The 20,969-nt window shown below is 68.9% G+C and carries 18 protein-coding genes; 15 read left to right on the top strand and 3 right to left on the bottom strand.

Annotation, left to right across the window (positions count from 1 at the left end; translation table 11 throughout):
• Nucleotides 1-12: 12 nt before the first annotated feature.
• The 12 genes from GOALK_RS01370 to GOALK_RS01315 all read left to right on the top strand — a co-directional run bounded on the left by GOALK_RS01370 (nucleotide 13) and on the right by GOALK_RS01315 (nucleotide 13,131).
• Nucleotides 13-867 (top strand): acyl-CoA thioesterase, encoded by an 855-nt coding sequence (locus GOALK_RS01370; RefSeq protein ID WP_006356985.1) that lies wholly within the window; start codon nucleotides 13-15, stop codon nucleotides 865-867.
• A complete protein-coding gene (gene pdxT, locus GOALK_RS01365; RefSeq protein ID WP_006356984.1) occupies nucleotides 864-1,484 on the top strand; it encodes a pyridoxal 5'-phosphate synthase glutaminase subunit PdxT in 621 nt (206 codons plus the stop codon). Before GOALK_RS01370 ends, pdxT begins: the two co-directional genes overlap by 4 nt.
• A gap of 144 nt (nucleotides 1,485-1,628) precedes the next feature.
• Nucleotides 1,629-2,384 carry a YebC/PmpR family DNA-binding transcriptional regulator gene (locus GOALK_RS01360; RefSeq protein WP_040003920.1) on the top strand — a complete coding sequence of 252 codons (756 nt, stop codon included), beginning with the start codon at nucleotides 1,629-1,631 and terminating at the stop codon, nucleotides 2,382-2,384.
• A gap of 108 nt (nucleotides 2,385-2,492) precedes the next feature.
• Nucleotides 2,493-3,062 carry a crossover junction endodeoxyribonuclease RuvC gene (ruvC, locus tag GOALK_RS01355; RefSeq protein WP_035751443.1) on the top strand — a complete coding sequence of 190 codons (570 nt, stop codon included), beginning with the start codon at nucleotides 2,493-2,495 and terminating at the stop codon, nucleotides 3,060-3,062.
• On the top strand, nucleotides 3,059-3,652 hold the full coding sequence (ruvA, locus tag GOALK_RS01350) for a Holliday junction branch migration protein RuvA (protein ID WP_006356981.1): 594 nt from the start codon (nucleotides 3,059-3,061) through the stop codon (nucleotides 3,650-3,652). The genes ruvC and ruvA overlap by 4 nt, the downstream gene beginning before the upstream one ends.
• Entirely contained in the window at nucleotides 3,652-4,740 is a 1,089-nt protein-coding gene (gene ruvB, locus GOALK_RS01345) for a Holliday junction branch migration DNA helicase RuvB (protein WP_006356980.1), read from the top strand. The genes ruvA and ruvB overlap by 1 nt, the downstream gene beginning before the upstream one ends.
• 177 nt (nucleotides 4,741-4,917) lie before the next feature.
• On the top strand, nucleotides 4,918-5,304 hold the full coding sequence (yajC, locus tag GOALK_RS01340; RefSeq protein WP_006356979.1) for a preprotein translocase subunit YajC: 387 nt from the start codon (nucleotides 4,918-4,920) through the stop codon (nucleotides 5,302-5,304).
• 189 nt (nucleotides 5,305-5,493) lie between these two features.
• On the top strand, nucleotides 5,494-7,188 hold the full coding sequence (secD, locus tag GOALK_RS01335) for a protein translocase subunit SecD (protein ID WP_006356978.1): 1,695 nt from the start codon (nucleotides 5,494-5,496) through the stop codon (nucleotides 7,186-7,188).
• Complete coding sequence (secF, locus tag GOALK_RS01330) at nucleotides 7,185-8,390, top strand: protein translocase subunit SecF (RefSeq protein WP_006356977.1); 1,206 nt, start codon at nucleotides 7,185-7,187, stop codon at nucleotides 8,388-8,390. The genes secD and secF overlap by 4 nt, the downstream gene beginning before the upstream one ends.
• Before the next feature lie 10 nt (nucleotides 8,391-8,400).
• Entirely contained in the window at nucleotides 8,401-10,116 is a 1,716-nt protein-coding gene (locus GOALK_RS01325) for an ABC transporter substrate-binding protein (protein ID WP_006356976.1), read from the top strand.
• A 23-nt stretch (nucleotides 10,117-10,139) separates the two neighbouring features.
• Nucleotides 10,140-10,715 carry an adenine phosphoribosyltransferase gene (locus GOALK_RS01320; protein ID WP_006356975.1) on the top strand — a complete coding sequence of 192 codons (576 nt, stop codon included), beginning with the start codon at nucleotides 10,140-10,142 and terminating at the stop codon, nucleotides 10,713-10,715.
• A 52-nt stretch (nucleotides 10,716-10,767) separates the two neighbouring features.
• Nucleotides 10,768-13,131 carry a RelA/SpoT family protein gene (locus GOALK_RS01315; protein ID WP_006356974.1) on the top strand — a complete coding sequence of 788 codons (2,364 nt, stop codon included), beginning with the start codon at nucleotides 10,768-10,770 and terminating at the stop codon, nucleotides 13,129-13,131.
• Nucleotides 13,132-13,155: 24 nt separating this feature from the next.
• Here the strand turns inward: GOALK_RS01315 and GOALK_RS01310 are convergent, their stop codons facing one another.
• Nucleotides 13,156-14,076 (bottom strand): peptidylprolyl isomerase, encoded by a 921-nt coding sequence (locus GOALK_RS01310; protein WP_006356973.1) that lies wholly within the window; start codon nucleotides 14,074-14,076, stop codon nucleotides 13,156-13,158.
• Nucleotides 14,077-14,294: 218 nt separating this feature from the next.
• Between GOALK_RS01310 and GOALK_RS01305 the strand changes: the two genes are divergently transcribed.
• Nucleotides 14,295-15,044 (top strand): MBL fold metallo-hydrolase, encoded by a 750-nt coding sequence (locus GOALK_RS01305; RefSeq protein ID WP_006356972.1) that lies wholly within the window; start codon nucleotides 14,295-14,297, stop codon nucleotides 15,042-15,044.
• On the top strand, nucleotides 15,041-16,306 hold the full coding sequence (hisS, locus tag GOALK_RS01300; RefSeq protein ID WP_006356971.1) for a histidine--tRNA ligase: 1,266 nt from the start codon (nucleotides 15,041-15,043) through the stop codon (nucleotides 16,304-16,306). Before GOALK_RS01305 ends, hisS begins: the two co-directional genes overlap by 4 nt.
• A 19-nt stretch (nucleotides 16,307-16,325) precedes the next feature.
• Here the strand turns inward: hisS and GOALK_RS01295 are convergent, their stop codons facing one another.
• A complete protein-coding gene (locus GOALK_RS01295) occupies nucleotides 16,326-18,008 on the bottom strand; it encodes a DUF885 domain-containing protein (protein ID WP_006356970.1) in 1,683 nt (560 codons plus the stop codon).
• Between the two features lie 12 nt (nucleotides 18,009-18,020).
• Nucleotides 18,021-18,878 carry a KPN_02809 family neutral zinc metallopeptidase gene (gene ypfJ / locus GOALK_RS01290; protein ID WP_040003919.1) on the bottom strand — a complete coding sequence of 286 codons (858 nt, stop codon included), beginning with the start codon at nucleotides 18,876-18,878 and terminating at the stop codon, nucleotides 18,021-18,023.
• Nucleotides 18,879-19,071: 193 nt separating this feature from the next.
• Here ypfJ and aspS point away from each other — a divergent pair, with 193 nt between their 5' ends.
• A complete protein-coding gene (aspS, locus tag GOALK_RS01285) occupies nucleotides 19,072-20,904 on the top strand; it encodes an aspartate--tRNA ligase (RefSeq protein WP_006356968.1) in 1,833 nt (610 codons plus the stop codon).
• Nucleotides 20,905-20,969: the final 65 nt, after the last annotated feature.

The raw sequence follows: 20,969 nt of genomic DNA, 5'->3' as shown, positions 1-20,969 counted from the left end.
ATACTGGTCGGCGTGGCAGCCATCGAGGACATACTCCAGGTCGAGCAGATCGAGACCGACATCTACCGGGGTGGTGCTTTCCCCAGCCACCTCCAGCGCACCTTCGGCGGCCAGGTCGCCGGTCAGGCGCTGATGTCGGCGACGCGAACGGTCGACGCCGACCATTACGTCCACTCGCTGCACGGATACTTCCTGCGACCCGGCGATCCCGACATCCCGGCGGTGTTCCTCGTCGACCGGATCCGCGACGGGCGGTCCTTCGTCACCCGGCGGGTCACCGGGATCCAGCGTGGTGAGGCGATCTTCACGATGTCGGCGTCGTTCCACGTCCGGACCGACCAGGGCTACGAGCACCAGGACCGCATGCCGCCGGTGCCGGACCCCGAGGAACTCACCGACCGCCTCGACGAGCTGGGCGAGGAAGAGCGTGCGGTGTTCAAGGAATGGCGAAACTTCGACCTCCGCATCGTGCCGCCCGAGAAGATGGTCACCTCCCCGTATCTCGCTGCGCAGCAACGGGTCTGGTTCCGGTATCGGCACCAGCTGCCCGACGACACGGTGTTCCACGTGGGGACGCTCGCCTACATGAGCGACATGACCCTGCTCGGGTCGTCGCGCGTGCCGCACCCCGAGTCCAACCCGCAGGTCGCCTCCCTCGACCACGCGATGTGGTTCATGCGCCCGTTCCGCGCCGACGACTGGCTGCTCTATGACCAGACGTCGCCGTCCGCGGACGGCGGACGTGCCCTGACGCAGGGCCGGATCTTCGACCGGCAGGGACGCATGGTCGCGGCGGTCACGCAGGAGGGGCTCGCCCGCACCGGACGCCAGATGCCCGAGGACCAGCACGCCCGGACCGATCGGTGAGCGCCGGATCGCGACCGCGGATCGGGGTTCTCGCACTCCAGGGTGACGTGCGCGAACACGTCCACGCCCTCGAGGCCAGCGGCGCCGACGCACTGCCCATCCGCAGGCGGTCCGAGCTCGACGAGATCGACGGCATCGTCATCCCCGGCGGGGAGTCGACGACGATGAGCAAGCTGCTGGGCATCTTCGATCTCTTCGACCCGCTCGCCGAGCGACTCTCGGACGGGCTGCCCGCCTACGGCTCCTGCGCGGGCATGATCATGCTCGCCTCCACGATCCTCGACACCCGTCCCGACGCGCGCCACCTCGACGCCCTCGACATCACGGTGCGGCGCAACGCCTTCGGCCGTCAGGTGGAGAGTTTCGAGACCGATCTCGACTTCGTCGGCATCACCGATCGAGCCGGTGCGCAGCCGATGCGGGCGGTCTTCATCCGGGCGCCCTGGGTCGAATCGATCTCACCCGACGTGGAGGTCCTCGCCCGGGTCCCGGAGGGGCCGGCCGAGGGTCGGATCGTCGCCGTACGTCAGGGAAATGTGCTCGCGACGTCGTTCCATCCGGAGGTCACCGGCGACCGACGCGTACATGAATACTTCGTGCAGATGGTGCGTCGGTAAGATCGTGCCGAACCAGCGACAGTGCAAGCGCCTGCGGCAGCAGTCGGCAGGCTTGAGGATCGTCGGATGCGGGGCCACGGGCCCGGCATGCGTTCCGCGGGTGACCACCCGCTGCGCACCGGCACCGGGAAAGGATGCGACGACATGAGCGGCCATTCCAAATGGGCCACCACCAAGCACAAGAAGGCGGTCATCGACGCCAAGCGCGGGAAGATGTTCGCCAAGCTCATCAAGAACATCGAGGTGGCGGCACGAACCGGCGGTGGTGACCCGGCCGGCAACCCCACCCTCTTCGACGCCATCCAGAAGGCGAAGAAGTCGTCGGTGCCCAACGACAACATCGAACGCGCCCGCAAGCGCGGCGGTGGTGAAGAGGCGGGCGGCGCCGATTGGCAGACCATCATGTACGAGGGCTACGGCCCCAACGGCGTGGCGATCCTGATCGAGTGCCTCACCGACAACCGGAACCGTGCGGCCGGCGAGGTCCGCACGGCGATGACCCGCAACGGCGGCAACATGGCCGACCCGGGTTCGGTGTCGTACCTGTTCACCCGCAAGGGCGTCGTCACCCTCGAGAAGAACGGCCAGTCCGAGGACGACGTCCTGATGGCCGTGCTCGACGCCGGTGCCGAAGAGGTCACCGACCTCGGCGACACCTTCGAGATCGTCAGCGAACCGACCGATCTGATCGCGGTGCGCAGCGCCCTGCAGGAAGCCGGCATCGACTACGACTCCGCCGAGGCCAGCTTCCGCGCATCGGTGGAGGTCGCCCTCGACGCCGACGGTGCGCGCAAGGTCTTCAAGCTGATCGACGCGCTCGAGGACTCCGACGACGTGCAGAACGTCTACAGCAACGTCGACATCAGCGACGAGGTCCTTGCCGAGCTCGAGAACGACTGAGGCTCGCCGCCCTCGCGGGGGCGTGTTGATCATCGGAGTTGTCCGCTCTCCCCGATAGGATCTCGAACAGTTGTTCGTAACATCGTTCGGATGCCTGGGAGGGTACGAGTGCGCGTCATGGGCGTCGATCCGGGTCTCACGCGGTGCGGCATAGCGCTGGTGGAGTCGGGTCGCGGAAGGTCGGTGACCGCACTCGACGTGGACGTGGTGCGCACGCCGAGCGACATGGATCTGGCCGAGCGGCTGCTCGCGATCTATACCTCGGCGTGCCACTGGCTCGACGTCCACCAGCCCGATGTGGTGGCCATCGAGCGTGTGTTCGCGCAGAACCAGGTCTCGACCGCGATGGGCACAGCCCAGGCCGGCGGCGTGATCGCGCTTGCGGCGAGTCAGCGTGACGTGCCCGTCCGGTTCCACACGCCGTCGGAGGTCAAGGCCGCCGTCACCGGCAGCGGTCGGGCGGACAAGGCCCAGGTGACCGCGATGGTGACGCGGATTCTCGGCATGCAGACCAAGCCGAAGCCGGCCGACGCCGCGGACGCTCTCGCGCTCGCGATCTGTCACTGCTGGCGCGGACCCATGATGGAGCGGATGGCAGCCGCGCAGAAACAGGCCGATGCGGCCGCCGCGAAGCATCGCCAGCGGCTCGCCCAGGCACGAGAGGGGAGTCGCGCATGATCGCGTCAGTCCGCGGTCCGGTTCTCGAGATCGCCCTCGATCACGCCGTGATCGACTGTGCGGGAGTCGGTTACCGGGTTCTGGCGACCCCGGTCACGTTGTCCCGTCTTCGCCGCGGCGACGAGGCCACGCTGTTGACCTCGATGATCGTCCGCGAGGACTCGATGACGCTGTACGGGTTCACCGAACCCGACGCCCGCGCGCTGTTCGCGCTGCTGCAGACGGTCACCGGCGTCGGTCCGCGGCTGGCGATGGCGACCCTCGCGGTCCTCGAACCCGACGCGTTGCGTCGTGCGCTGGCCGACTCCGACACCAAGGCACTGACGTCGGTGCCCGGCATCGGCAAGCGGGTCGCCGAAAGACTCTGCGTCGAACTGCGCGACAAGGTGGACCGTCCGACGGCCGACACGGCCACCGGCAGCGTTCCCGCAGTCGGAATCCGCGATCAGGTGGCCGAGGCGCTCGTCGGACTCGGCTTCACCGCTGCCCCCGCAGAGAAGGCGGTCACCGCGGTCCTCGCCGAGAACCCCGACGCCGATGCGTCGACCGTGCTCCGCCGGTCGCTGGCGATGCTGGGCAAGGCTTCGTGATGACCGGCGATCCCGACGACCTCGAGGATCGCGAGGTCAACGCGACACCGGTCCGGTCCGACGGCGATCTCGACGCAGGCCTGCGTCCGCGGTCGCTGGCCGATTTCATCGGTCAGCCGCGCGTCTGCGAGCAGCTCGAACTCGTCCTCCACGGGGCCAAGGGCCGCGGCGGGACCCCCGACCACATCCTGCTGTCCGGTCCTCCGGGACTCGGCAAGACCTCGCTCGCCATGATCATCGCGTCCGAGATGGGTGCGGCGATCCGGGTGACATCGGGTCCGGCACTCGAACGCGCCGGGGACCTCGCCGCCATGCTGTCGAACCTCGTCGAGGGCGACGTGCTGTTCATCGACGAGATCCACCGCATCGCCCGGCCCGCCGAGGAGATGCTGTATCTCGCGATGGAGGACTTCCGCGTCGACGTCGTGGTCGGCAAGGGCCCGGGTGCCACCTCGATCCCACTCGACGTCGCCCCGTTCACCCTGGTCGGCGCCACCACCCGTTCCGGCTCGCTGACCGGCCCGCTGCGCGACCGCTTCGGGTTCACCGCGCACATGGAGTTCTACGACCCCGCCGAACTCGTCCGGGTGCTCAACCGGTCCGCGGGCATCCTCGGCATGGAGCTGCGGCCCGACGCCTCCGAGGAGATCGCGCGCCGGTCACGCGGCACGCCCCGAATCGCCAACCGCCTGCTCCGACGCGTCCGCGACTACGCCGAGGTCCGCGGCGACGGCTCGATCACCGTCGACGTCGCCCGCGCCGCCCTCAAGGTCTACGACGTCGACGAACTCGGTTTCGACCGACTCGACCGCGCCGTCCTCGACGCCCTGATCCGGGCGTTCGGCGGGGGACCGGTGGGGGTGTCGACGCTGGCCGTGGCGGTCGGCGAGGAGCCCGCGACCGTCGAAGAGGTCTGCGAGCCGTTCCTGGTCCGGGCCGGGATGATCGCCCGCACCCCACGTGGCCGAGTCGCCACCGCGGCGGCGTGGCATCACCTCGGCCTGACGCCGCCCGCCGGCGCGATGAACGCCTCGTTCGGCGCCCGCCCCCGCGACGTCGGGGGCGAGTCCCTGTTCGGCGAACTCTGACCCGACCCGCGTGCGGAACCCCGGTGTGACGCGGGGCACCACCTGCAGGGATGCTCTCTCCGGTGGACGTGGCACACTGTGTGGAGCACAGCGTGACCATCTGACGCCTCTCGCCGTTCGGCGCGGGGTGGTGGTGCACGCGGTACAACCCGAAACACAAAGGACTGACTCTCACCCATGGACGCTCTGCTCTTCCCCCTCTTGCTGGCACTGCTCGCCGGCTTCATGTTCTTGTCGATGCGGAAGCAGAAGAAGCGCGCGGCCGAGATGCAGGACATGCAGAACTCGGTGTCGACGGGTACGCGCATCCAGCTGACCTCGGGCCTGTTCGGCACCGTCATCGATGCGGCGTCGTCCGACTTCGTCGACGTGGAGATCGCCACCGGTGTGGTCACCCGCTGGAACCGTCTCGCGATCATGCGCGTCATCCCCACCGACGAGGCCGCCGCGACCTACCCGGGCCACACCGCTCCGGAAGCCGACTACAGCGACTACGCGGACGACTCGGACTCGGTCAGCCTCGACAAGCCGTCGTCCGACGACGCGCGCGACACCGACAAGTAATCCCGGAGCAGCGCCGCGCCGGCGATCGGCGTGGCGCCTCCTGCCCACCTCCCGCGCATCGCCTGTCTTGCTGAGGTCTGCGTGCCCCGCTGCCATCGCGGCGCGCGCACGCAGACCTTCGGAGTCGGTGGGTCATGCGGTCAGAGTGCCCTCGGCCGGTTGACGTTCCCAAAGGAGACCTGAACAGCTGTGACAAGTCCTCGCTCGACCGCAAAGGCGGACAAGCCCGCCGGCAAGCGGTCGCGACCGAGTCGAGAGATCCCACCGTGGCGTCCGCTCGTGGCCTTCCTCGCTCTGCTCGCCGTCGTGTACGGGTTGATCTACTTCACCGGTCCCCGGACGCTCGAGCCCAAACTGGGTATCGACCTGCAGGGCGGAACCCGGGTGACGCTGACCGCGCGCACCGAGGACGGCAAGGAGCCGACCCGCCAGCAGCTCGACCAGGCCAAGCAGATCATCGAGCAGCGTGTGAACGGCCTCGGCGTGTCCGGTTCCGAGGTCGTCGTCACCGGCAACAACCTCGTGATCACGGTTCCCGGTGAGGACGGCGCGCAGGCCAAGTCGCTGAGTCAGACCGCGCGTCTGTATGTGCGGCCGGTCGTCGGCGCCACGGCGGCGACCCCGCAGCCGCCCAAGCCGGAGAACCAGGACGAGGACCAGGGCAACGCGATGCCCACCGAGGTGGCCGCGGCGGCGATCGCCGAACAGCGCAAGATCCGTCAAGCGCCCGGCGATGCCAAGCAGGAGCAGCTGGTCCCGCTGCAGGAGCAGATGGCGAAGATGGACTGTTCGCCGACCGCCAACGACCCGCTCCGCGGCAACGATCTGCCCGATCAGTACCTGGTGGCGTGTTCCACCGACGGTAAGGAGGTCTACCTCCTCGGTCCGCAGATCATCGACGGCCGCGACATCAAGGACGCGTCCGCCGGCACCGATCCGCAGACCGGCGAATGGGTCGTCACCCTCGAGTTCAAGGGCAAGGCCGCGGACTTCTGGCCCAAGTACACCGCCCAGGAAGCGCCCAACCGCACGCAGACCGCGTTCACCCTCGACTCGGCCGTCGTCTCCGCACCGGCCATCAACGAGCCGATCCCCGGCGGCCAGACCCGCATCAGCGGCAGCAGCGCCGACCCGTTCACCGAGAAATCGTCCAACGAACTCGCGAACGTGCTCAAGTACGGCTCACTGCCGCTGTCGTTCAACGCCTCCGACGCCGAAACCGTCTCCGCGACACTGGGTCTCTCGTCGCTGAAGGCGGGCCTGCTCGCCGGTGCGATCGGCCTCGTCGCGGTGTTGATCTACGCACTGGCCTACTACCGCATGCTCGGCATCCTGACGATGCTGTCGCTGGTCCTCGCCGGAGCGATGGTCTACGGCATCATCGTCCTGCTCGGCCGCTGGATCGGATTCACCCTCGACCTCGCGGGCATCGCCGGTCTGATCATCGGTATCGGTATGACCGCGGACTCGTTCGTCGTCTACTTCGAACGCATCAAGGACGAGATGCGCGAGGGTCGGAGTTTCCGCTCGGCCGTGCCACGCGGTTGGGCGAGTGCCCGCCGCACCATCTGGTCGGGCAACGCGGTCAGCTTCATCGCCGCCTCGGTGATCTACATCCTCGCGATCGGTGAGGTGCGCGGCTTCGCGTTCACCCTGGGACTCACCACGATCCTCGACGTCATGGTCGTGTTCCTGGTGACCCACCCGCTGGTGGTCTACGCGAGCCGGTCGTCGTTCCTGTCCAAGCCGAGCGTCAACGGCCTCGGCGCGGTCAGCGAGGTGGCTCGCGAGCGCAAGGTCGCGGCCCGCCGCCAGGCCGAGGCCGCCGGCGTCGAAGCTGCTCGTGTCGACGCGTCCACGAGCGAGAAGGGGACTGTGCGATGACCCGTCCGGACAACCCGAACAAGGACCCGCGGGAGACCGGCAACACTGCGGTCGTCGAACCGCCGTCACCGTCCTCCGGTACCGATGCGGACTTCGTCTCCGACAACAGCCGCGGCTTCTTCGCCCGCCTGTACACCGGTACCGGCGCCTTCGAGATCGTCGGCAAGCGCAAGATGTGGTACATCGTCACCGCGGTGATCATGCTGATCTGCCTGGCGTCCATCGCGATCCGCGGCTTCACCTTCGGCATCGACTTCGAGGGCGGCACCCAGATGTCGGTGCCGGTCGCCTCGTCGGAGATCACCGCCGACTCGGTCGAGAAGGTCGTCACCGAGGCCCTCGGCGAGGAGCCCGAATCGGTCCAGACCGCCGGCGCCGGCAACAGCGCCACCGTGCAGGTGCGCACCGAGACCCTCGACCTGGCCCAGGCCGAGGCGGTGACCCGCGCGCTGACCGAGGAGTTCGGTCCCGCCCTGACGGCCTCCGAGGTCAGCATCTCCGACGTCAGCTCCACCTGGGGCCGCGAGATCACCGAGAAGATGGTCATCGCGCTCGCGGTGTTCCTCGTCATCGTGTTCGTCTACATCGCGGTCCGGTTCGACCGGGAGATGTCGATCGCGGCGATGGCGTCGTTGGTCTTCGACATCGTCGCCACCGCGGGTGTCTACTCGCTGGTCGGCTGGGAGGTCACCCCGGCCACGGTGATCGGTCTGCTGACCATCCTCGGCTTCTCGCTCTACGACACGGTCGTCGTGTTCGACAAGGTGCAGGAGAACACCCGCTCGGTGCTGCAGACATCCCGCCGGACCTACGGGGAGCAGGCGAACCTGGCGGTCAACCAGACGCTGATGCGGTCGATCAACACGACCATCATCTCGGTCCTGCCGATCATCGCGCTGATGGTCGTGGCGGTCTGGCTCCTCGGCGTCGGCACGCTGAAGGATCTCGGTCTGATCCAGCTCGTCGGCGTCGTGGTCGGCACGTACTCCTCGATCTTCCTGGCCTCACCGCTGCTGGTGACGCTGAAGGAACGCCGCGACGACGTGTCCCGGCACACCGCCAAGGTGCTGAACCGTCGCGCCGGGATCGAGTCGGGTGTGGCACCGAGCGCCGGCGCCCGCCCGGTGCGCCGACGCCGGGGCGCGGCCGACACGGATGACGCCGACCGGGTACCGACCGGCAAACGCCGTCGCAACCGCTAGTCTCACCCACGTGATCGTCAGGCACCGGGAGTTCATCAGGGCCCTGAGCCTGCTCGTCGGGATCGTCACGGGCGCGAGCGTCCTGACGGCCTGCGGCGACGACGGGCCGCCGACCATCGACTACGTGGTCGATGCCCATGTGACCAGCTACAACGCGAACACCGTCGACGGCAACGCCGACGGCGTGCTCATGGCGACCAGCCGACTGCTGCCGGGCTTCAGCCTGCTCGGACCCCAGGGGCAGGTCATCCCGGACCGCGACGTCGGCACCGTGACCCCGATCCCGGGACGGGCGCCGGCGCTGCGCTACGAGTTCACGCCCGAGGCGGCCTTCACCGACGAGGTCGCGCTCGACTGCGACGACCTGGTGCTGGCGTGGGCAGCGATGAGCGGACGCTTCCCGGGCTTCACGCCGGCGACGACCGCCGGGTACCGCGACATCGAGAAGGTGGAGTGCTCGCCCGGCGAGAAGTCGGCGACGGTCACGTTCGCGCAGGGGCGTGAATACCGCAACTGGCTGTCGTTGTTCGGCGCGGGCACGTTGCTCCCGGCGCACATCGTGGCCCGCGACGCCGGGCTCGCCAACGTCGTCGACGCCATCCGCGCGATGGACCGCGGCGCGCTGGCCCGTATCGCCACGGCCTGGAACACCGGCTTCGACCTGACCTTCGGTCCGGTCGACCACGCCCGGTTCCCGTCTTCCGGGCCATACCGCATCGACCGCTACTCGCGGTCGGGCGGACTGGTCCTGATCCCCAACGAATCATGGTGGGGGAACAAGCCCGAGACCTCGCGCATCGTGATCTGGGGCCGCGGAACCGATTCCACGCGACGGCTGCCCGACGGCAAGTTCGACGTCGTCGACGTCACCGCGGGCATCGTCGAGGGCGATCTCGCCGGGACGTCCGGACCCGACGGACCGGCCTCACCCGCCCGGGCGATCGGGGTCGAACAGATCGTGCTCGCCGGCAAGGGTGTCTTCGGGGACGTGCGGATGCGGCAGGCGTTCGCCTCGTGCGTGCCGCGCGCCGACCTCGCCCGCGACTTCTCCGGTGGCGCCGCCGTGTGGAATCTGCGTGTCCTCGCGCCCGCCGACAACCTCGCGGGACCGATGAACCCCGAGTTCGGACGCGCCTACCAGAGTCCCGACCTCGAGCGGGCACGGAACCTGCTGCGCGCCGCGACCGGTCAGGGCGCGGCGGACGGGACCACGACCACCGCGAGTCTGCAACCGCGTCGCGTCCGCATCGGCTACGTGGCGCCGACCCTGCGCTGGCAGCAGATGGTCGCGGCCATCGCGGCGTCGTGCCGGGAGGCCGGCTTCGTGGTCGAGGACGTCGCCACACCCGACGTGCAGCCGCGCTCACTCGGCAAGGACGTCGACGCGGTGATCATGGCCAGTGGCGACTCCTTCGCCGCAGCCGGTGCCGCCGACCCGAGCCGTGATGCCTACTCGTTGCGCGGCGGCGACCCGCTCAATCTCTCCGGAACCCGGGATCAGCAGGTCAGTCGCGGGATCGATCAGTTCGCGGTCACGGTGTCCGAACCCGACCGGCTCCGGCTGGCCCGCTCGATCGAGAACGCGAGCTGGTCGTCGATGCCGTCGATACCCCTGTTCGCGTCGCCGCGTATCCGGCAGTGGAAGGATCAGGTGGGTGGTGTCAAAGCGGGACTCAGTCGCGCCGGCACCGGATGGAACATGGATCGATGGACGATCCGCCAGTGACGGCAAGTGACAGGGGAGTTCTGATGGGCGGCGTGGTACCCGAACGGACCGCGGAGGCGGTGACACGTGCCCAGGCGGCGATCGCCCGGCACACCCGGCTCGTCGACGACTTCCCGAGCCCCGGGATCGCCTTCAAGGACCTGACCCCGGTCCTCGCCGATCCCGAGGGGTTGTCCGCGATCGTCACCGCGCTGACCCACGGCTGCACCGAGATCGACCTCGTCGCCGGTATCGACGCCCGCGGGTTCCTCCTCGGTGGTGCGGTCGCCCGTGAACTCGAGGTCGGGGTCCTCGCGGTGCGCAAGGGCGGCAAGCTGCCGCCTCCGGTTCATGCTGTCACCTACAGCCTCGAGTACGGCTCGGCGACCCTGGAGATCCCGGCCGACGGCCTCGACCTGACCGGGCAGCGTGTGCTGCTCGTCGACGACGTCCTGGCCACCGGCGGTACCGCGGTCGCTGCGGCGGATCTGCTCAACCGCACCGGGGCGAGCGTCGTCGGTGTCGCGGTGATCATGGAGCTCGTCGGGCTCGGCGGGCGCGACACGATCGCCGGCGGCCTCGGCCCGCACGTACCGGTCCACTCGGTGGCGCTCGACTGACCGTCGGGGATCTAGACTCGGAAAGACCACGACAGACGGAGGAGGACCGGTTATGCCCGATGAATCCGGCACGGCTCAGCACTCCGTGACTCCCGCGGCCGACGCCTCGGACGACGCCGTCGGCGCACCGACCTCGACATCGGCCTCGGCCTCGACCTCCCCGTCCGCCTCGCGGCGTGTCCGCGCCCGTCTGGCCCGCCGGATGACGGCGACGCGCAGCCAGGTCCGGCCGGTGCTCGAGCCACTGGTCACCCTGCACCGCGAGATCTACCCGAAGGCCGACGTCGCCCTGCTGCAGCGGGCCTACGACGTCGCCGAGGAGCGTCACAGCGGGCAGAAGCGCAAGTCCGGTGACCCGTACATCACCCATCCGCTGGCGGTCGCGACGATCCTCGCCGACCTCGGCATGGACACCACGACCCTGATCGCCGCGCTGCTGCACGACACGGTCGAGGACACCGGTTATTCGCTGCAGGCGCTCGAACGCGACTTCGGGCAGGAAGTGGCGCACCTCGTCGACGGCGTGACCAAACTCGACAAGGTCGCGCTGGGCAGTGCGGCCGAGGCCGAGACGATCCGCAAGATGATCATCGCGATGGCGCGTGACCCGCGCGTCCTCGTGATCAAGGTCGCCGACCGGCTGCACAACATGCGGACGATGCGTTTCCTCCCGCCGGAGAAGCAGGCGCGCAAAGCCCGCGAGACGCTGGAAGTCATTGCGCCGCTTGCTCATCGACTCGGTATGGCGACGGTCAAGTGGGAACTCGAGGACCTCTCGTTCGCCATCCTGCACCCCAAGCGCTACGAGGAGATCGTGCGCCTGGTCGCCGACCGCGCCCCGTCGCGCGACACCTACCTCGCGCGGGTGCGGGCCGACATCAACAACGCGTTGTCCGCGGCGCGAATCCAGGCAACCGTCGAAGGCCGACCCAAGCACTACTGGTCGATCTACCAGAAGATGATCGTCAAGGGCCGCGACTTCGACGACATCCACGACCTCGTCGGCATGCGCATCCTCTGCGAGGAGGACCGCGACTGCTACGCCGCCGTCGGCGTCGTCCACTCGCTGTGGCAGCCGATGGCCGGACGCTTCAAGGACTACATCGCGCAGCCGCGGTTCGGCGTCTATCAGTCGTTGCACACCACCGTGATCGGGCCCGAGGGCAAGCCGCTCGAAGTCCAGATCCGCACGCACGAGATGCACCGCACCGCCGAGTTCGGCATCGCCGCGCACTGGCGCTACAAGGAGAGCGGTTACCGGAAGTCGGGCAAGAAGTCCGACACCGCCGAGATCGACGACATGGCCTGGATGCGCCAGCTGCTCGACTGGCAGCGTGAGGCCGCCGACCCCGGCGAGTTCCTGGAGTCGCTGCGGTACGACCTCGCCGTCCGCGAGATCTTCGTCTTCACGCCGAAGGGCGACGTGGTCACGCTGCCCGCCGGGTCGACGCCGGTCGACTTCGCCTACGCCGTCCACACCGAGGTCGGGCACCGCTGCATCGGTGCCCGCGTCAACGGCCGGCTGGTCGCCCTCGAACGCAAGCTCGAGAACGGCGAGGTGGTGGAGGTGTTCACCTCCAAGGCGCCGACCGCCGGGCCGTCGAAGGACTGGCAGACGTTCGTGGTGTCGCCGCGGGCCAAGGCCAAGATCCGCCAGTGGTTCGCCAAGGAACGGCGCGAGGAGGCCCTCGAGACCGGTAAGGACGCGATCGCCAAGGAGGTCCGTCGCGGCGGACTTCCGTTGCAGCGCTTGCTGTCCGCGGAGTCGATGGCGGCGATCGCGAAGGAGCTGCGGTACAACGACGTCACCGCGCTGTATGCCGCGGTGGGCGAGAACCACGTCTCCGCACGGCATGTCGTCAACCGCCTCGTCGCATCCCTCGGTGGCATCGAGGATGCGGAGGAGGCCCTCGCGGAACGGTCCACCCCGTCGACGATGCCGACCCGCTCACGTCAGGGCGGAGACGCCGGCGTGGTCGTCGACGGCGTCGACAACGTGGTGATCAAACTCGCCAAATGCTGTACGCCCGTACCGGGTGACGACATCATGGGCTTCGTCACCCGTGGCGGCGGCATCAGCGTGCACCGGACCGACTGCACCAACGCGACTTCGCTGCAGCAGCAGTCCGAACGCATCCTCGACGTCTCGTGGGCGCCGTCCCCGGAATCGGTGTTCCTCGTGGCGATCCAGGTCGAGGCACTCGACCGCCACCGACTGCTGTCCGACGTCACCAAGGTGCTCGCCGACGAACGCGTGAACATCCTGTCGGCGTCGGTGACCACCAGCCGCGACCGAGTCGCCATCAGCAAGTTCACCTTCGAGATGGGCGACCCCAAGCACCTCGGTCACGTGCTGAACGTGGTCCGCAACGTGGAGGGCGTCTACGACGTCTACCGCGTCACCTCGGCTGCCTGACCGTAACGACAGCAGCGGTTTTCGCTAGTCGATGACCGCGGTTTCGATGGTCACCGGGAGCTTCGGCTTACCGTCGCCCGGCTGGCTGCCGGCGGGGCCGGGGGTGATCCCGCCCTCGTAGACCTTGTCCAGGACCGCGAGTCCGGGCTCGTCGACCTCGCCCACGATGGAGTAGTCGGGACCCAGTTCGCTGTCGTCGATGACGATGAACAGCTGGCTCGACCCGGTGTTGGGGTTCTGGCCGCCCTGGCTGCTGTTGGCGATGGCCACGGTGCCGCGCGGGTAGACGACGGGCTGCGATCCGCTCATGGGATCGGGCTGTCCGACCTTCTTCAGGTCGGTCGGCGGCTCGTCGGGGCTGGTCCAGCCCGGACCGCTCATGCCGGTGCCGGTCGGGTCGCCGCACTGCAGGATCTTCAGCTTGTCGCTGGTGGTCATGCGGTGGCAGGTCGTGTCGTCGTAGAACTTGTTCTCGATCAGCGAGGTGACCGCGGCGACGTTGCAGGGGGCGCCGTCACGTTCCAGGGTGATCGGCAGAACACCCTGGGTGGTCGTGAAGGTGGCCTGCTCGGTACCGGACTTCAGGACCTTGTCATCGGGCTTCGGGGACTTGCGTTCGTTCTTCGCCGCCGCCTTCAGCTCGTCGAGTTCGGCCTGGTACTGCGGCCGCTGATCGGCGGGCACGTTGTCGGGCACCTGGTCGGGAAGCTGGTCGAACCGGCTCGGGGAGTCCTCGAACGCACAACTGGTCCAGCGTGCGGCCTCGCGGTCGTCCATGATCTTCTTCACCACGACGGCGGTCACGCCGGCGACGACGGCGACCACGACGGCGGTCGAGACCGAGGCGATGACGATCTTCCGCTTCCGACGGGCGAGGCGTTCGGTTTCGAGGCGTTCCTCGAGCTTCCGCTTCGCTGCCTCGCGGCGCTCCTCATTGGTGGTCACGCGGGTGGATCCTCCTGAATCTCGGCATAGTCGTGCCGACAATCTGCGCGGATGTCACTTACTCGAGAGGCAAGTCTGCCAGTTGTACCTGAGAACAGCGTTCAGCGGGTGTTGGAGTGGGGTGTCGACGCCGGGGAATCGGTGCGTGGAGAACCGGCTGTCGGTCGCCGTGGGCAGCTAGGACACAATGGAGGGACCCGCGACCCTCGAGGAGTGCCATGCTGATCACCGGATTCCCCGCCGGCATGTTCCAGACGAACTGCTACGTCCTGGCGGCCGAACCCGGGTCGGATGCGGTGATCATCGACCCCGGCCAGGACGCCGCGCCCCGCGTGCGTGAACTGCTCGCCGAGAACGATCTCACCCCGGTCGCCGTCCTGCTCACCCATGGCCACCTGGACCACACCTGGAACGCCACGCAGCTGTGCGACGAGTACTCCATCCCCGCCTACATCCATGCCGTCGACCGGCCGATGCTCACCGATCCCGGCCTGGGCATCGGACGCGCGCTGGGCGCGATGATCGGCGACGAGAAGTTCCGCGAGCCGGAGAAGGTCATCGAGTTCTCCGACGGAGAACCGGTCGAGCTCGCCGGCATCCACTTCTCGGTGGACCTCGCACCCGGCCACACCCAGGGATCGGTCCTGCTGGGCATCGAGGTGACCGTGCCGGGGGAGTCCCCGTCCGACACCCCGACGAGGGTGCCGGTCCGCTTCGCCGGCGACGTCCTCTTCGCCGGCTCCATCGGCCGCACCGACCTGCCCGGCGGCAGCCATCAGCAGCTGCTCGACTCCATCGCGGCGAAGCTGCTGCCGCTGCCGGACGACACCCTGGTTCTCCCCGGCCACGGGCCGCAGACCACCATCGCGCAGGAACGTGCCACCAACCCCTTCCTGGCCGGCCTGCGGGCTCCGGGAACCGACACCACCATCGCGACTGATCGACCGAAGGGACGACACGGACTGTGAGCGGAGCATTTCAGGCACCCCGGGGCATCCCGGACTACTTCCCGCCGAACTCGGCGGATTTCCGGAAGGTGCGGGACACGCTCACCGACGCGGCGCGTCGTGCGGGATACGGGCACATCGAGCTGCCGATCTTCGAGGACACCGCGCTGTTCGCCCGCGGCGTCGGCGAATCGACCGACGTCGTCAGCAAGGAGATGTACACCTTCAACGACCGCGGTGACCGGTCGGTGACGCTGCGCCCCGAGGGCACCGCGGGTGTGGTGCGCGCGGTCATCCAGCACGGCCTCGACCGTGGACAGCTGCCGGTCAAGGTCTGTTACGCGGGTCCGTTCTTCCGCTATGAGAAGCCGCAGACCGGTCGCTACCGCCAGCTGCAGCAGGTCGGCGTCGAGGCCATCGGCGTCGACGACCCGGCACTCGACGCCGAGGTCGTGGCCGTCGCCGACGAGGGGTACAAGCGTCTCGGACTGTCCGGCTACCGCCTCGAGATCACCTCGCTCGGCGACGACGCGAGCCGCCCTCGCTACCGGGAGGCGTTGCAGGATTTCCTCTTCAAGCTCGACCTCGACGAGGCGACCCGAAAGCGTGCCGAGATCAACCCGCTGCGCGTGCTCGACGACAAGCGCCCGGAGATCAAGGAGGCGACCGCGAACGCGCCGCTGCTGATCGACTACCTGTCCGATGAGGCGAAGGCCCACTTCGACCTCGTGCTGGCCAACCTGGACCGGCTCGGCGTGGCCTACGAGATCAACCCGCGACTCGTGCGCGGCCTGGACTACTACACCAAGACCACCTTCGAGTTCGTCCACGACGGCCTCGGTGCACAGTCGGGCATCGGTGGCGGCGGCCGGTACGACGGCCTCATGCGCCAGCTCGGCGCCAAACAGGACCTCTCGGGTATCGGCTTCGGCATCGGCGTCGACCGCACGATGCTGGCCCTCGAGGCCGAGGGAGTCGCGGGCACGCAGGCGGCGCGCTGTCAGGTCTTCGGTGTCCCGCTCGGTGCGGACGCCAAGGCCGAACTGGTCGGTGTCGCAGGCGCATTGCGCGCGGCCGGGCTCAGCGTCGACCTCGCCTACGGCGACCGCGGACTCAAGGGCGCGATGAAGGCCGCCGACCGGTCCGGTGCGCGGCTGGCGCTGGTGCTCGGCGAGAACGAGCTGGCCGAACGCCAGGTCGAGGTCAAGGACCTGAGCAACGGTGAGCAGCACCGTATCTCACTCGATGACGTCGTCGTCGAGGTCACCCGGCTGCTTGGCTGACGTCCGCGCGACGCGCTTTTCAGACGTCGTTGTCGGGGCCGGTCATCTCCTCGGCCAGGACGTCAAGTGACACCCCGCCCAAGGCCAGTGCGCGGGTGTGGAAGTCCTTGAGCGTCCACTCCGGGTGGGCGCTGAGGGCGGCGTGCCGGGTCTGTTCCCAGACTCGTTGTCCCAGTGCATAGGACGGTGCCTGGCCGGGCCAGCCGAGGTATCGGTCGAGTTCGAAACGCAGCACCGAGTGGTCCATGGCCACCGAGGCGGTCAGGAACTCCCACGCCTTGTCGGCATCCCAGATCCCGCCGCCCAGGGACTCCGGTGCGGGCAGACGGCAGTGCACGCCGATGTCGACGACCACGCGTGCCGCGCGTAGCCGCTGTGAGTCGAGCATGCCCATGCGGTCGCCCGGGTCCTCGAGCCAACCCAGTTCGTCCATCAGCCGCTCGGCGTAGAGCGCCCAGCCCTCACCGTGCCCGGAGGTGAACGACGCCAGCTTGCGCCAGGTGTTCAGGTCGGGATCGACGATGGCCGAACCGAGTTGGAGGTGATGGCCGGGGACGCCCTCGTGGTAGACGGTCGTCTTCTCCTGCCAGGTGTGGAAGACGGTCTGATCGTCGGGGACCGCCCACCACATGCGGCCCGGCCGGGACAGGTCGGCGGTCGGCTGGGTGTAGTAGATGATCCCGGTCGACGACGGCGCGAGGCGGCATTCGAGCCGGGACAGGCGGGCGGGGACGTCGAAATGCCGGCCGGCGAGTCCGGTGACGGCAGCGTCGGAGGTCTCCTGCATCCAGTCGACGAACTCGTGGCGGTCGTGGATCTGGTACTGCGGCTGGCGATCCAGCCAGGCGAGTGCCTCGTCGACGGCGCGGCCGGGGAGAAGTGACTCGGCGATCTCGTGCTGTTCGGCGACGATCTGCTCGAGGCGGGTCAGCGCCCAGGCGTAGGCGTCCTCGGGGTCGGCGTCGGCACCGAGGTACGCCGGCAGGTGGAGCAGGTAGCGATCCCGGCCCACCGCGTCGTCGTCGACGGAGGCCGGCAGGACCTCGGTCTCGAGATAGTTGGCGAACGTGCCGAACGCGGTGCGGGCCGCGTCGAGGGCGGTGCCGAGCGTGCCGGCGAGCGCCGGGTCGGCGGCGATGGACGCGGTGTTGTCGGTAATGGCGTCGGTGGCCGAATCGGCTTGTCGCACCACGGCCGCCACCTGTCGGCGCGCAACCGGGGGGCCGTGCCGCAGGCGGTGCGCCAGCCCGTCGACGGCGCGGTTCAGCGCACCCGGGATCGCGGTGAGGCGGGCGAGGAACACCTCGCGGTCGGTCCGGGTGTCGGTGGGCATCAGATCGAAGATGTCCCGCATCGCCTGCAGCGGCGAGGCGATGACGTTGCACTCGCCGATGTGCTCACCGGCGTCGGCGAGGGCGAGTTCACGACGCAGTGACGCAGACATCGTCGCGACCGTCACCCGGTCGACGGCGTCGACGACGGGTGCTTTCGCAAGTGCCGTCAGGGTGTCGGCGGCGACCGCGGCCCGCTCGGCACATGCCTGCGCGGAGAAGTCGGTCAGGGCATCGTCGTGGTCGCCGTGACCGATCTCGGTACCGAGCAGGGGATCGAGCTCACACAGTCGATCCAGGTGCGCCTCGGCGATCGCATCCACCTCGGTGCGTTCGCGCGGGCTCGTGGGGGTCGCGGCGGTGGGGGTCATCTCGAGGTCGCGTCAGAGATCGTTGGTCGCGAAGGTGTCGCACCGGTTGGGGTCACCGGACCGGTACCCGATGCCGAACCACTTCGCGCGTTGCGTGGCCGATCCGTGCGTCCAACCCTCCGGGTTGGAACCCGGGCCCTGGATGGTGTCGTCGCCGATTGCCTTGGCGGTCTGGATGACCGAGGAGATCTGCTGCTCGGAGATCGGGGCGAGCAACGCGTCGGGGCCGTTGTCGGCGTGGTACGCCCAGACACCGGCGAGGCAGTCGGCCTGCAGCTCCACGCGCACCGAACCCGACCGCGGTCCCTGCGAGCCCATCCGCTGCCCCTTGGCCAGGGCGCCGGTCAGGTTCTGGATGTGGTGTCCGTACTCGTGGGCCACCACGTACTCCTGGGCGAGCGGCCCGTCGCTGCCACCCATGCGGCGCAGCTGGGTGAAGAAGGACGGATCGAAGTACGCGGTGCTGTCCGCGGGGCAGTAGAACGGCCCGGTCGCCGCACTGGCCGCGCCGCACCCGGTGTCGACCGAGTCGGCGAAGATGACCGTCTTCGGCGGCTGGTAGCCGGGCATGAGCTCCGACCACACCTCGTCGAGGCTGACGGTGGTCGCCTTGATCCGGCAGATGGTGTTCTCGTTCGCCATCTCCCAGGTGCAGGAGTCGAGCTGCTGCTGGATCTCGGCGGCACCCGACGAGGTGCCCTGCTGAGGGGCCTGGCTGCCGAGGAGTTCACCGGGGTTCACGCCGAACAGCAGCGCCACGATCGTGATGATGAGACCCGCACCACCGCCGAGCGCGATCCGCCCGACACCGCCACCGCCGCCGCCGGAGACGTTGCCGGTGTCGATCGATCCGCTGCCTTGGAATGTCACGCGGTCATTCTGGCACGCCGCGGTGCGCGGACCGGGCATCTCCGGGTGGCCGGGTTCAGGACACCGACGCCGATGCGGCACGATGGGTACCTGGCCTGCGTTTCCACCGGGTCACGAACAAGCCGACACAAACAACGCCTCCGTCGCCGCCCGCGAGACCGGGCCGGCTGCACGACGTTGGGAAGGACTCTCAGTGCTCCGCACGCATTCCGCAGGTTCGCTGCGCCGGGCCGACGCGTCGCAGACCGTCACCGTCGCCGGTTGGGTCGCGCGCCGACGCGACCACGGCGGTGTGGTGTTCATCGACCTGCGCGACTCCACCGGCCTGGTTCAGGTGGTCTTCCGCGAGGAGTCGGTCGCCGCGGCCGCCCACCGCCTGCGCGCCGAGTACTGCGTCGCCGTCACCGGCGTGGTCGAGGTCCGTCCCGAGGGCAGCGAGAACCCCAACCTGAGCTCCGGCGAGATCGAGATCAACGCCGTCGAACTCGAGGTGCTCAACGAGTCGGCGCCGCTGCCGTTCCAGCTCGACGAGTCGCCCGGCGAAGAGGCGCGGCTGCGTCACCGCTACCTCGACCTCCGCCGCGAGGGTCCGAGCGCCGCCCTGCGCCTGCGGTCGAAGGCCAACGCCGCCGCCCGCGGTGTCCTCGCCGCCCACGACTTCGTGGAGATCGAGACCCCGACGCTGACCCGCTCGACGCCCGAGGGCGCCCGTGACTTCCTGGTGCCCGCGCGCCTGCAGCCCGGCACCTTCTACGCCCTGCCGCAGAGCCCGCAGCTGTTCAAGCAGCTGCTGATGGTCGCAGGCATGGAGCGCTACTACCAGATCGCGCGTTGCTACCGCGACGAGGATTTCCGCGCCGACCGCCAGCCCGAGTTCACCCAGCTCGACATCGAGATGAGCTTCGTCGACCAGGACGACGTCATCGCGGTCGCCGAGGAGATCCTGGTGGCGCTGTGGAAGCTGATCGGCGTCGACATCTCGACCCCGATCCCGCGCATGACCTATGCCGACGCGATGCGTCGCTACGGCTCGGACAAGCCGGATCTGCGATTCGACATCGAACTCGTCGAGTGCGCCGAGTATTTCGCGAACACCCCGTTCCGCGTCTTCCAGGCCCCGTACGTCGGTGCCGTCGTCATGCCGGGCGGGGCGTCGCAGCCGCGTCGTCAGCTCGACGCCTGGCAGGAATGGGCCAAGCAGCGCGGCGCCCGGGGTCTCGCGTACGTGCTCATCGCCGAGGACGGCACGCTGTCCGGCCCGGTCGCCAAGAACCTGTCGGAGGAGGAGCGCGCCGGTCTGGCCGCCCATGTCGGCGCGAAGCCGGGCGACTGCGTCTTCTTCGGAGCCGGCGAGGTCAAGCCGACCCGCGCCCTGCTCGGTGCGGCGCGCGGCGAGATCGCCTCGAAGCTCGGTCTCATCAAGCAGGATGACTGGGCGTTCGTGTGGGTCGTCGACGCACCGATGTTCGAACCGACCGCCGACGCCACCGCGTCCGGTGACGTCGCACTCGGACATTCGGCCTGGACCGCGGTGCACCACGCGTTCACCTCGCCCAAGCCGGAGTCGATGGAGAAGCTCGACACCGATCCGGGCGAGGCACTGGCCTACGCCTACGACATCGTCTGCAACGGCAACGAGATCGGCGGCGGCTCGATCCGTATCCATCAGCGTGACGTCCAGGAACGCGTCTTCGAGATCATGGGCATCGGGCACGATGAGGCGCAGGAGAAGTTCGGCTTCCTCCTCGACGCCTTCGCCTACGGCGCCCCGCCGCACGGCGGCATCGCCTTCGGCTGGGATCGCATCACCGCGCTGCTCGCCGGTGAGTCCTCCATCCGCGAGGTCATCGCCTTCCCGAAGTCCGGCGGCGGCGTCGACCCGCTGACCGATGCACCCGCGGCGATCACCCCGCAGCAGCGCAAGGAGTCGGGCATCGACGCCAAGCCGGCACCGCGCGGCGGAGCCGAGCGGGCCGATGGCGCCCCCGAGAAGGCGGCCGAGCAGAAGGCAGCAGCCGACAAGTAGATCCCCAGAGAACGAAAAGCGGTGGCCGAGCGTGAGTTCGGCCACCGCTGTCGTCTGTGCGCGAT

Origin of the sequence: Gordonia alkanivorans NBRC 16433 (genome assembly GCF_000225505.1) — a bacterium.
Taxonomy (GTDB): Bacteria; Actinomycetota; Actinomycetes; order Mycobacteriales; family Mycobacteriaceae; genus Gordonia; species Gordonia alkanivorans.
Note: the sequence above shows the minus strand (reverse complement) of the source record. Positions and strands in the feature narration are given on the sequence as shown.